The sequence below is a fragment of the Dokdonia sp. R78006 genome, assembly GCF_042466145.1.
In the GTDB taxonomy this organism is placed as follows: Bacteria; Bacteroidota; Bacteroidia; order Flavobacteriales; family Flavobacteriaceae; genus Dokdonia.
In genome coordinates, this window is the sequence record NZ_JAXHBU010000001.1 from 2688176 (window position 1) to 2700880 (window position 12705).

16 protein-coding genes are annotated in these 12705 nt (G+C 35.9%); 8 read left to right on the top strand and 8 right to left on the bottom strand.

Going from position 1 to position 12705, the window contains the following annotated elements; translation table 11 throughout:
- Positions 1 to 70 precede the first annotated feature (70 nt).
- From glmM to SJY37_RS11955, 3 genes are all read left to right on the top strand, one after another.
- Positions 71 to 1459, top strand: coding sequence for a phosphoglucosamine mutase (glmM, locus tag SJY37_RS11945; RefSeq protein ID WP_298324696.1), 1389 nt, complete (start codon positions 71 to 73; stop codon positions 1457 to 1459).
- Between the two features lie 57 nt (positions 1460 to 1516).
- Positions 1517 to 1873 carry a hypothetical protein gene (locus SJY37_RS11950; protein WP_298324699.1) on the top strand — a complete coding sequence of 119 codons (357 nt, stop codon included), beginning with the start codon at positions 1517 to 1519 and terminating at the stop codon, positions 1871 to 1873.
- Positions 1874 to 1963: 90 nt separating this feature from the next.
- The gene (locus tag SJY37_RS11955) at positions 1964 to 3469 is read left to right on the top strand and encodes an aminotransferase class V-fold PLP-dependent enzyme (RefSeq protein WP_298324702.1); all 1506 of its coding nucleotides are present in this window, start codon (positions 1964 to 1966) and stop codon (positions 3467 to 3469) included.
- 5 nt (positions 3470 to 3474) lie between these two features.
- Here SJY37_RS11955 and SJY37_RS11960 read toward each other — a convergent pair whose 3' ends face one another.
- The gene (locus SJY37_RS11960; protein ID WP_298324705.1) at positions 3475 to 4380 is read right to left on the bottom strand and encodes a lysophospholipid acyltransferase family protein; all 906 of its coding nucleotides are present in this window, start codon (positions 4378 to 4380) and stop codon (positions 3475 to 3477) included.
- Between the two features lie 64 nt (positions 4381 to 4444).
- On the opposite strand from SJY37_RS11960, the gene SJY37_RS11965 reads away from it, so the two are divergent.
- The 3 genes from SJY37_RS11965 (at position 4445) to SJY37_RS11975 (ending at position 6052) form a co-directional block, all read left to right on the top strand.
- Positions 4445 to 5077: a rhomboid family intramembrane serine protease gene (locus SJY37_RS11965; protein WP_144783869.1), complete on the top strand. Its 633-nt coding sequence runs from the start codon at positions 4445 to 4447 to the stop codon at positions 5075 to 5077.
- A gap of 49 nt (positions 5078 to 5126) precedes the next feature.
- Positions 5127 to 5810, top strand: a complete 684-nt coding sequence (locus SJY37_RS11970; protein WP_379953125.1) for an SIMPL domain-containing protein — start codon at positions 5127 to 5129, stop codon at positions 5808 to 5810.
- 62 nt (positions 5811 to 5872) lie between these two features.
- Positions 5873 to 6052, top strand: coding sequence for a hypothetical protein (locus SJY37_RS11975; RefSeq protein WP_379953126.1), 180 nt, complete (start codon positions 5873 to 5875; stop codon positions 6050 to 6052).
- Between the two features lie 99 nt (positions 6053 to 6151).
- Here the strand turns inward: SJY37_RS11975 and rluF are convergent, their stop codons facing one another.
- Both rluF and SJY37_RS11985 read right to left on the bottom strand, forming a co-directional pair.
- A complete protein-coding gene (rluF, locus tag SJY37_RS11980; RefSeq protein WP_013752292.1) occupies positions 6152 to 6934 on the bottom strand; it encodes a 23S rRNA pseudouridine(2604) synthase RluF in 783 nt (260 codons plus the stop codon).
- A gap of 96 nt (positions 6935 to 7030) precedes the next feature.
- Positions 7031 to 7225 carry a cold-shock protein gene (locus tag SJY37_RS11985; protein WP_013752291.1) on the bottom strand — a complete coding sequence of 65 codons (195 nt, stop codon included), beginning with the start codon at positions 7223 to 7225 and terminating at the stop codon, positions 7031 to 7033.
- Positions 7226 to 7475: 250 nt separating this feature from the next.
- Here SJY37_RS11985 and SJY37_RS11990 point away from each other — a divergent pair, with 250 nt between their 5' ends.
- Positions 7476 to 7715: a DUF1456 family protein gene (locus tag SJY37_RS11990; protein ID WP_013752290.1), complete on the top strand. Its 240-nt coding sequence runs from the start codon at positions 7476 to 7478 to the stop codon at positions 7713 to 7715.
- Positions 7716 to 7982: 267 nt separating this feature from the next.
- A complete protein-coding gene (locus tag SJY37_RS11995; protein WP_379953127.1) occupies positions 7983 to 8735 on the top strand; it encodes a hypothetical protein in 753 nt (250 codons plus the stop codon).
- A gap of 2 nt (positions 8736 to 8737) precedes the next feature.
- Here SJY37_RS11995 and SJY37_RS12000 read toward each other — a convergent pair whose 3' ends face one another.
- From SJY37_RS12000 to SJY37_RS12020, 5 genes are all read right to left on the bottom strand, one after another.
- Entirely contained in the window at positions 8738 to 9913 is a 1176-nt protein-coding gene (locus tag SJY37_RS12000; protein ID WP_379953128.1) for a class I SAM-dependent methyltransferase, read from the bottom strand.
- Positions 9913 to 11010, bottom strand: coding sequence for an AI-2E family transporter (locus SJY37_RS12005; RefSeq protein WP_298324722.1), 1098 nt, complete (start codon positions 11008 to 11010; stop codon positions 9913 to 9915). Before SJY37_RS12005 ends, SJY37_RS12000 begins: the two co-directional genes overlap by 1 nt.
- A gap of 22 nt (positions 11011 to 11032) precedes the next feature.
- On the bottom strand, positions 11033 to 11461 hold the full coding sequence (locus SJY37_RS12010; protein WP_298324723.1) for a TrmH family RNA methyltransferase: 429 nt from the start codon (positions 11459 to 11461) through the stop codon (positions 11033 to 11035).
- Between the two features lie 96 nt (positions 11462 to 11557).
- Positions 11558 to 11893 carry a hypothetical protein gene (locus SJY37_RS12015; RefSeq protein WP_298324725.1) on the bottom strand — a complete coding sequence of 112 codons (336 nt, stop codon included), beginning with the start codon at positions 11891 to 11893 and terminating at the stop codon, positions 11558 to 11560.
- A 28-nt stretch (positions 11894 to 11921) separates the two neighbouring features.
- The gene (locus tag SJY37_RS12020) at positions 11922 to 12569 is read right to left on the bottom strand and encodes a DUF4159 domain-containing protein (RefSeq protein WP_298324727.1); all 648 of its coding nucleotides are present in this window, start codon (positions 12567 to 12569) and stop codon (positions 11922 to 11924) included.
- Between the last annotated feature and the right edge of the window lie 136 nt (positions 12570 to 12705).

Below are 12705 nucleotides of genomic sequence, written 5' to 3' on the forward strand. Positions count from 1 at the left end.
GCTATCGAGTTCAATTCTTTACTTTTGCGTCATCAATCAACTAACACCTAATCTCAGAATATCATAATTTATGACACTAATAAAATCCATTTCAGGAATACGCGGAACCATAGGAGGACGCACAGGAGATAACTTAACACCAGTAGATGCGGTTAAATTTGCTGCAGCATATGGGGCCTGGCTCAAGAATGACCGTAACAAAGAAACCTATAGAGTAGTAGTAGGGCGTGATGCTCGTATCTCTGGATCAATGATACAAGAACTTGTGATGAACACCTTAATAGGTATGGGGATTCATATTATAGATTTAGGACTTTCTACCACGCCTACCGTAGAAATCGCCGTACCTATGGAACATGCAGACGGTGGAATCATACTCACGGCTTCTCACAATCCAAAACAGTGGAATGCTTTAAAGTTATTAAATAGCAAAGGAGAATTCTTAAACGGAGTAGAGGGAGAGAAGATCCTTAAGTATGCAGAAAATGAAGACTTCACTTTTGCTGAAGTAGATGATCTAGGTGCTATCACAAAAAATGATGCTTACATCGATTTGCATATTGAAGAAGTAAAGGCGCTAGAACTTGTAGATGTAGATGCTATTAAGGCTGCCAAATTTAAAGTCGTAGTAGATGGTGTAAACTCTACCGGAGGTATCGCAATACCAAGACTTCTAGAAGAATTAGGAGTAGAGGCAGTAAAATTATATTGTACACCTAATGGAGAATTCCCTCACAACCCTGAGCCACTAAAAGAACACCTAGGTGATATCTGTAAAATGGTAGTAGATGAGCGTGCAGATTTTGGTGTCGTAGTAGATCCAGATGTAGACCGTCTTGCTTTTATAGATGAGAAGGGTGAAATGTTTGGAGAAGAGTATACGCTTGTTGCTTGTGCAGATTACGTGCTAGGAGAGACTAAAGGAAATACGGTTTCAAATTTATCTTCTTCTCGTGCATTACGTGATATTACAAGAAAACATGGCGGAGAATACTTTGCAAGTGCTGTAGGAGAGGTAAACGTAGTGCAAACTATGAAAGACCAACACGCTGTAATAGGAGGAGAAGGAAACGGCGGAATCATCTATCCAGCATCGCATTACGGTCGTGATAGCTTAGTGGGAACTGCATTGTTTTTAACACACCTTGCGAAGCTTAAAATTACCGTGAGCGAACTTAAAGCTAGTTATCCTCCATATTTTATGAGTAAGCAAAAAATCCAGCTTACTCCAGAGCTTGATGTAGATGCTTTACTAGAAAAAATGGCTGCAAAATATGCAAATGAAGATGTATCAACGGTAGACGGTGTAAAAGTAGATTTTGAAAACCACTGGGTACATTTACGTAAATCAAATACAGAACCTATTATCCGTATCTATACAGAAGCAAGCACACAAGAAAACGCAGATCAAATCGCAAATGATATGATTGCTACTATAAAGGAGGTTGCAGGTATTTAATTGTTTATAATAACAATATTATAAAATTGTATTCGTCTCCACAAAATTCTTATTATTATGATTAATTATCGCATATTATTTTATCTAGTATTTTTTTTAAGTGCTGTAAATGTTTATTCACAAAGTACTATTCCACCTAAAGGAGAAAGAAGACAAGCGATTAGGCTCATTACTAAGGAGGACTTGTCAAAATTTAGAATAGATACTGAGGAATCTGAAAACGAAGTATTAGATTTTAAATTACGAGTAGACAAGCGTCCATCAATTCTTGTAAAAGGGAATAAAATCGATGGAAGAGGTTTGTCTCTTATTCAAAAAACATCTCGTGGATCAAAGATCATCGTATATGATATAAGACGAAAAATTGTCGACTCATTAAAAGTTGGAACCTATGAATTTGTTGTAAGAGAATAAAATTTATGTTCATACAATTTTAAAAAGGAGCGCCACGGCGCTCCTTTTTTGTAGACTTTTTTAATAAATTTACATCCTAAAGTTTTGATTATGAAAACATTAAATCCTATTAAGTCTAGTGGTAAACTAGAGAATTACTTTTCACGCTTTCGCGAAAACATTGTAGGTGTGGATCAATACTTTACTTCACCTTATGGCACGCAGCGATTACTATATACAGATTGGACAGCCTCTGGGAGACTGTATGGACCTATAGAAGATAAAATGACACGTGATTTTGGTCCCTATGTGGCAAATACACATACGGAGACAACCGTTTCAGGGACTGCCATGACAATGAGTTACCATAAAGCTAAGGATATCATTAAAGAGCATGTACATGCAGATCAAGATGATGTTCTCATAGTAGGAGGTAACGGGATGACGGGAATGATCAATAAATTCCAACGAATACTAGGATTAAAAGTTCCTGAGAATATAAAAAAGTTTGTAACCGTACCAGAGGAGATAAAACCTATTGTTTTTATCTCTCATATGGAGCATCATAGTAATCAAACTACGTGGCTAGAAACTACAGCAAAGGTTGTAGTAGTGCCCGCAAAGGAGGATGGGCTTTTTTGTATAGAGATGTTTGAAAACGAACTTCTCAAATATGAGAATCACCCGTTTAAAATAGCATCTATAACAGCGTGTAGCAATGTAACAGGTATCCAAACTCCGTATCATGATGTAGCAAGATTAATGCACGCACATGGCGGATTGTGTTTTGTAGATTTTGCTTGCAGCGCGCCCTATGTTAACATAGATATGCATCCAGCAAATCCCGAAGAACGCCTAGATGCGATTTTCTTTTCGCCACACAAATTTTTAGGAGGCCCAGGATCTTCAGGTGTATTGATTTTTAATAAAGGATTATATAAAAACGTGGTACCAGATAACCCAGGCGGAGGTACCGTTTCTTGGACAAATCCTTGGGGAGAGCACAAGTATATTGATAATATAGAAGAGCGTGAAGATGGAGGTACTCCAGGGTTTTTACAAACCATACGCACCGCATTATCCATAAAACTTAAAGAAGAGATGGGCGTTGGTAATATTATAAATCGTGAGCACGAGCTCATAGATATTATCTGGAAAGAACTCAATGAGGTACCAGACATTAATATTCTAGCGAGTAACCATACAGATAGGTTAGGGGTGATTTCATTTTATATTGATGATTTACACTTTAACCTTGCCGTAAAAATGCTTAATGATCGTTTTGGAGTACAAACGCGCGGTGGTTGTAGCTGTGCAGGCACCTATGGTCATTATTTACTCAACGTAGATCAAAAAACGTCTAACTCACTTACCTGCGAGATCGACGCTGGTAATTTAATTCACAAACCAGGTTGGATTAGAATGTCTATACATCCTACACTCACTAACGAAGAGGTTTTATATGCTTGTAGTGCCATTAAAGAACTAGCATTAAAGCATAAAGAATGGTCAGAAGATTATCGTTATCAGACGCACTCTAATGAATATTTACATAAGGATGATGCTGCTACGTCAAAGAGTAGGAGCGAAGCGATAGACCAGTGGTTTGAGTTTTAAGAAACTTAGGCCTTCTTTATTTTTGAAAGTATTTCTTCCTTTTTACCTAGAAGTTTAAAACGCTTATGTGTCCATAAGTAGTATTCTGGACGTGCAAGAATTTGTTTTTCTAGCGCTTTCGCGAAAGCGTTAGTAACCTCACCATCATCAGTTGTTGAAGCATCTGGAGATAGTAACTCAAATGTGCCTCTATAGTGACCTCTGCTTATTTTTTCTGTCCCAAAATATATCACGGGTAGAGAAAATTCTTTGGCAATACGTTCAACACCAGTAAAAAAAGGAAGCTCATGACCTAAAAATTGAGTCCAATAATGTGCTTTATGATACCTAGGTGTTTGATCTGCGACAAAACCATAAGTGCCTACCTTATTATCATTTTCTAGTCGTTGTATGTAGCGCACAGTTTCTTTTGAGTCAATCATAAAGGTATTCCATCGTCCTCTTATTTTTCTAATAAGGTCGTCAAATTGCTTATGCTTAATTTTTTTATACACAGCATAACCAGGATTCTCCATAGAAAGTTGTAGCGCAAAAATCCACTCATAACTAGCATAATGTCCCATCATGAGGCAAGTACTCAAACCATCTTTATCATATTGAGTAATGAGTTCCTTGTTTGTAAACTGGTAACGCTTTAAGAGATCGTCTTTCTTAATATTCATAGACTTGATCATTTCTAGAAACATGTCGCAAAAATGGCTGTAAAACTCTTTTTCAATAGTCTTAAGCTCATCACTAGACTTGTTTGGGAAAGTAAGTCTTAAGTTATATCTCACCGTTTTCTTACGGTAACCTATGACATGATAAACAAGAAAGTAACAACAATCTGAAACGATGTATAAAGCTCTAAAAGGAAGTACAGAGAGTAACCATAAAAGGGGATAGAATAACCAGAAAACGACTACTTTCATTCAGATTTTGTTAAGAAATTGATAGCACAAATATAGCTATCTTTACAAGTAAAACTTAGTATTTATGGCGGATTTACATCCAGTTACAATTGCAATTATCTTAGCAAATGTTTTATTCTCTATGAGTGGTTTTAATAACTACTCTATGTTTGAAAAATACAAATTTAATATAGGTGCTATACGAAGAGGAGAGCAGGTGCGTATGGTATCTTCTGCCTTTTTACATGCAAACACGCAGCACTTATTATTTAATATGCTCACGTTATATTTCTTTGCAAATGCTGTGATCTATACCATAGGTGTACCTAAGTTTTTAATGGTATATCTATCCAGTTTACTCTTAGGTAATATTCTGTCTTATTTTCTACATAAAGATGAATATCATTACTCGGCAGTAGGAGCTAGTGGAGCAGTAATGGGTGTTGTGTACGCTGGTATTCTACTTAACCCAGGACTAGAAATTTACTTTTTACCGGGTTGGGTATTCGGAGTAGGGTATATGATTTATTCCATTTATGGTATGGTAAAGCGCAATGATAATATAGGGCATGATGCCCATTTTGGTGGTGCTATTGCGGGTTATGCAATCGCGCTCATTTCGGTTCCAGAGCTCCTAGAAGTAAGATTACCTATTGTGCTTGCGCTTGCAGCACCCATTCTTGTTTTCTTTGTCTTATTTAAAATGGGAAAGATTTAAGAAACTATGGTATCAACTTTGTTATCTTAATTGTCTTAAACAAACAAATATGAAATATCTAACAGCAATATTATTATTTATGGTAATGAGTCTAACTGCACAAACTGATACTATGGAACCACTTGTAAATGTCACAGGAGAAGGAATAGTAAAAGTAATTCCAGACGGCGTGGCGATAAAAGTTCGCGTAGAAACTCAAGGAAAGGAAGCGCAACAAGTAAAGGCAGAAAATGATCAATCTATAGACAAGGTGATTAAGTTTTTACGTTCTCAAGGAATTGACAATAAGTATGTACAAACAGAATACATTAATCTTAATAAAAATTACGATTATAACAGCAAGACGTATAATTACAACGCAAACCAAACGCTCACTATACAGCTCAAAGAATTAAGAATGTATGAGGGTGTAATGACTGGACTTCTTAATTCTGGTATTAATCGTATTGATAATGTACGATTCACATCGTCTAGGATGGATGCTTTAAAGGCAGACGCTCGTATAGCAGCGATAAAGGATGCAAAAGAAAAAGCAACAGCATATGCAGAAGCGCTCGGACAGACTATAGGTAAGGCGGTACAAATAAGTGAGCAAGGCACTTCTTCACCACAGCCACCTATGTATAAAGCAAGAATGATGTCTATGGAAATGGACAACTCAGGAGGAGAAACAATTGCACCTGGTGAGCTTATTATCACAACTAAAATAGCGGTGAGCTTTAAATTAAACTAAGCTTAACTATTCTTAACGACGTGTTAACCATATCATCTAGGGTAGCTCAGTATCTTTAGTATATGAAAAAGTTAGATGAAAACAAAAATAAGTCAGAGCGAGAAAAAGAAATAGAAGCACGCATCGTTAGAGATAATCCCAACCCTATATCCATAGGAAATGGTGTACATCGAGAAGAATCAGATTTAGCTAAGAAAGAGGCTAATGATGAGGCGATATTACGAGCTAAGAACGAACAATAGTAAAAGGTATTTATAGAAAAAGGCAAAGAATGTATATTCTTTGCCTTTTTTATTTTCTAGATTTTAAGATAACGCTTTCGCGAAAGCGTAACTAAAATATTATCTATTTCTAGAACTTCTTAAATCTTTAAATTTTGGTTCGGCATCTTTTTCTGCCTGTGTTTTCTCAGAATCTGCTACAAGTACATAGATTTCTTTCATTTCTTCTTCTGTTATATAGCGCCATTTTCCCTCCTCCACGTCTAGTGAAACATTCATAATCCTGTTACGCTTTAAACGTGTAACTTCGTAATCAAGTGCTTCACACATGCGGCGTATCTGGCGATTGAGCCCTTGAGTAAGAATGATTTTAAAAGAAAATCTACTTAACTGTTCTACGTGACAGGTACGTGTTACGGTATCAAGTATAGGAACGCCATTCCCCATTTGTTGAATAAAAGAAGGTGTAATAGGTCTATCTACCCACACTTCGTATTCTTTCTCGTGATTGTTACGAGCGCGTAAAATTTTATTTACAATATCTCCGTCATTAGTTAAAAAGATAAGACCTTCAGAAGGTTTATCTAGTCTTCCTATAGGAAATATACGACTAGGATAATTAATGTAATCAATGATATTATCCTTTTCTACACGTGTATCTGTCGTGCAAACGATACCTACAGGCTTGTTAAAGGCGATATAAACAGGCTTTTCTGTAGGAGCAGAGATAAGTTCGCCATTTACATGGACCTCGTCACCTTGCGAGATCTTTGTTCCCATCTCTGGAATTCTACCATTTATGGTTACTCTTCCTTGCTCAATCAATTTATCTGCAGCACGGCGGGAGCAGTAGCCCACTTCACTTAAATATTTATTTATGCGTGTTTGTTTTCTTTCTTCCATAGAGCTACAAAAGTACTATATAATTGGACAAAAAAAATGCCAGTCGTAAGACTGGCATTGCAAGTTCATAAAAGTGAACTAAAAAGTTATATGTGCTTAGTCAATTACTCTGACGTTTACTGCATTTAATCCTTTTTTACCTTCTTTTAATTCAAACTCAACAGCGTCACCTTCTCTTACCTCGTCGATAAGTCCTGTTACGTGTACGAAGTGCTCTTGGTTTGCTTCTTCTTCATTGATAAATCCAAAACCTTTAGTGTCGTTGAAGAATTTTACTGTTCCTTTGTGCATTGTAATAATTTAAATATGTTAAGTTGCAAATTTACAGTTATTTAATACAGAAACTATTAATTGTAGTTAATTGTTTTAAAATAGTTTTTTATACGCTTTCGCGAAAGCTAAAACCCTTGTAATCGCCATTATATAGCGCTTTGACTAACTAAAAGTTGTATGAAAAAAGTCGCTATTTACTGAAATTAGGTCTCGTATATGATAAAGATTGTCTGTCTAATCTCGTAACTTGCGCTCAAAACCGACAAGTATGGCTCTTACAAACAACGATATCTTTAAAAAATTACGAGTAGCACTTCAATTGCGTGATGATGAAATCATTGAAATCTGTAAACTCGTAGAATTTCAAGTATCTAAGAGCGAACTAGGAGCTATTTTTAGAAATCCTGACCATCCTAAGTTTATGGAGTGTGGCGATCAGTTTTTACGTAATTTCTTAAATGGTCTTGTGATTCATAAGCGTGGACCGATGCCGCCTAAGAAGAAGTAATTATTCTTCATTCTAGCTATGTAAAACGTTTACCTATTATAGCTCTAGCATTTGTCTAAAGTGTTTTTTATAAGTTCTTAGAGCATTATTTGAGAATGTTAAGTGCTATAGTAAAGCGGCATAAATTTGTTTTTTTACCAAATGCTTTAAAATTTAAAAGCACCAATGGCTACAAGGTTGTAGAACAACGAATTATATAGTCGCTCGTCGAAATTTTAACATTAATAGCATTGCAATTACTAACTTGGCTCTATAATGAGTTAGTTTATGCGTTTACTGTTTTATATTGCTTTTTGCCTTTTAGGTAATACGGTACTTTCACAAGTTGGAATAGGTACCGCAGACCCTCAAAATGACTTACACATTAATGGAGGTTTGCGCATAGATGATAGCCCGTTGGGATCAGATGATGATGCTAGGAGTAGATTGCTAGCTAGAGATGCAAACGGAGATATCGTAACTGTACAATCAAGTCAGATAGTTGAGAGTGTTGCAGTCCCTCAACTTGCTTATCAAGCAAAATTTGGGGTTACCACTTCTAGTATTTTTGAAACATGTTCTCCATGTAATTCAAATGACAGTCGTAGGATTGAATTTGTTGATCCAGTAGTAAACATTAATAACACTTCACTAGTAACTTTAATAGATCCAAGTGCAACAGACGGCGATGAATATTTTCAAATAGAAGCCGACGGATTCTATAGATTTGAGATTAACACTAACATTACTTTAAGTGGCTCGACAGACTTTTTAATAAATTTACAGCTTGATAACGATAAAGCGACACTACCTGATGAAACAGATAGTTTTAGAGTTTTTGGAGGAGTACCCAGAGGAAACGTGACTGCTGCTCTTTCTTTGCCAATTTATGCTACAGATGTGCGATTTTATAACGCTGGAGATCGTATTACATTAAGTCTATCTATGGCCTATGTAAGCACATCAGGGGGACGAGAGGTGTCTAGTTTAAAACCTATAGGGACTTCATATATAGGTCAGGTGATTATAACAAAATACTAGAATTAAATTTTACTTGTTTTTATAACAACGAGATCACTGTTTTCAAGCGTTGTAAAAAATAAGTAAACGTCACCTCCATCTTTAATCTTAAGCTTCTTGCGTATATCTTCTACCTTCATAGGGAAATTACGGGTGGTGATATTTGCCTTATTGATTTGCAGCTCTTTTGCAACTTTCTTTGAGTAGGGCAGTACCTCTAATATTTCAAAGCGTCTTCCAGCAAATTCTTTTAACTCTGCCGATGTGTAGAGATGTGAGTGCTCATGAAGTTTATCTACTTTAAAATGATCACAAATCCAATGAAAAGCTCCGCTTTTCATAAGTGCAGCATTGGGCTCATATAGATATGTTTGAGGCGCTGCATATGTGGGAGTAGACTCAAAAATTGCAGTATAATCAAATTCAAGTATAGGATCTTCTGAGTCTAAATTAACAACGGTAACTTGAGGAATACTCATTTTTTTAGACGATAGCTTCCACAGTATTTCTTTTACCTCGTTTTTAAGTGCAACAATATGAATTTCGGCAACATGTTGTAGTTCTTCTAGTCCTGCAGATATATCTAATAATGGCGCAGTTTTAATCCATAAGCTATCACACTTAGATAGTAATAGATTTTTATATAAAGGAACATTAGGTAGGCAGTCTTTAAGCATAAATACTTTTCCCTTTGCGTCTGTACGTCTTCCAGGGTCTAAGAAAATGGTATCGAACTTCTGCTCAGTTTTAGAAAAGAATTCTATGGAATCACCTACTATAAAATCAATATTAGATTGCTGTAGTGTTTGCGCATTATTTTTCGCGAAAGCGGAAAGCTCACCATTCATTTCAATATGCGTAACATGCTTTACTATTTGAGCAAAGTAAAATGCATCAATACCAAACCCACCAGTTCCATCAACAATATGGTTACCTTCCATAAGACTCGCTTTGTAACGAGCTGTAGCTTGTGAAGAGGTTTGCTCTAGGTTAAGTTTAGGTGGAAATAAAATCCCATCTGTTTCATGCCACAGCGGTAATTTACCCTTTGCTTTACGTTTGCCTTCTAGCTGTTGCGCTAGTTCTTGAACGCTTATTTCTTTGAACGGACTACCTTTGAGAATGAATGAGTGTAGTGGTGTTTGCTCATGAAGCTTCAAATAATCAAGCACTTCTGGCTTTAAAAGCATAGTGTTCATTACAAATCTTGTGTAAGTTTTTGAACAATTTTGTATTCACTTAAAAATTCCTTAGAAATCACTTTAAGTGCAGTATATACAGGTACGGCAAGAATCATCCCGAATACCCCAAATAGTAATCCTGCAATAATGATTGCAAGAAATATCTCTAGGGGATGTGATTTTACACTATTTCCAAAAACGAATGGTTGTATGATAAAATTATCTACCATTTGTGCAGCTCCATAGCATATAAAAATCCAAAACAACTTAGGTAATATCACAGTTCTAAAATCCATATTGATATTACTGGATGTCACAAGTAATAACATGACACCTCCACCTACCAGCGGACCGATATAAGGAACTAGGTTCAATACCGCACAAAATAATGCAATTGCAAGTGCATTGTCTATCCCAAAGGAAAGCAAGATAATCGCATAAAGTACAAACATGGTAAACACCTGTATGATGAGTCCTATGAAATAGCGAGATAGCAAGTACTTTATCTTTTCAAAAACACGTAAAAATTTACCCTCATTACCTCTCCTGGCAAATACTAACAAGCTGTTTACAAGAAGTCTATTGTCTTTTAAGAAGAAGAATGTGATAAAAATAATAGCAAAAATCCCTATTCCTGCAGCTCCTAGATTTCCTATAATACTATTTAAAAACGTTGGTATAATCCCAAAATCAAAGTTCTTTACAAAGTCGGCTTGTTGTACACCTTGTATGATGGTCATTTTATTAATACCAAAGTAGGCGGCAATCTCTCCGTACAATCGATTAATATTCACCTTGACATCATCAAAATTAATCTGACTAAGATGCTGACTCTGATCAATCACCACTGGTATAAACAAGGCGAGCACTCCCATAATAATCATGATGAGTAGGAGAATAGTTACTACGGATGCCCAAGTGGGGCTAAATTTAAGTGAATACCGTAAAAACTTCACAATAGGTCTTCCTACTAGTGACAACACCGCAGCTACGGCAAGATAAACGATTACACTTTGAATGGTATAGAGCAACCATAGTACCATGAGAACGCCTACTACAACGCCTATTGCTCGTAATATACCTATGCTTATTATTTTTGCTTTGAGTGGTTTCATTTGAGGCTGCAAGATACTATAATTATGACCTTGTAAGTTCATAAAGTGCAATACCTGTAGCTTGTGCTACATTCATACTACTATTAATACCATACATCGTAATATGCGCTATGTTATTGCATTGCTCCAGTGTTTCGTCCGTAATTCCTATGCTTTCTGCACCTATTATTAGAGCAACTTTATCTAATCTAGAAAAATCTATTGTGCTCATAGGTTTACTATTTGATGTGATTTCTAGGGCAATACTAGTAAAGGAAAGGTCATGTAGTTCTTGTAATGTATTTTTTATAGTATCGCTTGCGCGAAAAGGTATTGTCTTTTCTGTATTTCTAGCTGTTTTACGTAAACGGCTACTTCTTGTATCTGGTTGATTTCCGCAGAAAATAATTTCTTTTACACCAAAGGCATCTGCTAGCCTAAAAATACTTCCAGCATTAGCAGGACTTGTCATATGCTCACAGACGAGGATAATCTCTTTATTGTGAGTGGACGGTTTATGATGATTATGGGCGAGTTGCACAGTATAGGGAATTAGGATTGTAGCCGACTATTTATCGTCTACCATTACTTTATTAAAATTATTCGCTTGTTGACTAGCATATGAAAATGCAAGAATAGGAATACTAAATGTTAGGGTTGCTATCCAGCCAAGATTCCATAAAAATATAGTCGATATTATACCTAATAATAAACCTATTGAAACTATTTTTATATCGGGTTTTGCGTGAACTCGATTAACTCTTCTTTTAACTTGGGTTCCACAATGATTACATCTGTCATTTATATGATTGCCGCGTTCTTCTTGTAATTCAAAACGATTGCTAGCTTTAGTATTAAAGCTATTTTCTTTTTTACATGAACTACAGTAATAGTATAATTTCAAAGGTCTAGATTTTTAAAAGGAATATAAATTAGTTCTCAAAAGCATACTTAACAATATTGGCACCCATTTGTAGTGCCTTCTCGCGTACGCTTTCTGGGTCTCCATGTACTTCTGGATCTTCCCAGCCGTCACCCAAGTCTGATTCTGTAGTGAAAAGCACAACGAGTCTATCTTCATAAAAAAGTCCTAGCGCCTGTGGTCGTTTGCCATCATGCTCGTGGATTTTAGGTAGCCCTTTAGGGAATCTATATGCGCTAGAAAATATAGGATGAGTAGCGGCAAGTTCTGTAAGTTCTTGCTCTGGGAATATTTTTTTAAGTTCCTTAGGCAAGTACTCAGCCATTCCATAGTTATCATCGATGTGCAAGAAACCACCACTTATAAGGTAATTGCGCATGTTTTCTACATCATTATCTGTAAAAAGAACATTTCCATGTCCAGTCATATGCAATAGCGGATATTGGAATATGTCTGTACTACCAGCATCTACAGATACAGGAGTAGAATTCATCTTCGTATTGATGTTTTTATTACAAAAAGTAATGAGATTAGGTAAAGCTGTTGGGTTACTATACCAGTCTCCACCTCCTTTATACTTGAGCACTGCTAGATTTTGCGCTTTCGCGAAAGCGAACATAAATAACATGATAACAAGTGCGAGAATACTACGCTTCATAGAGTTTTTCATAAAAAATAAAAATAGTGAATACCAAAATGATGGAAGTCCTAATTAACAAGAAAGTTAAACAAGAAAGCTAAAGTCCTCTTAATTAGTGTTATTCAAATGATTTTGTAGGAATTTAAGCACAAAT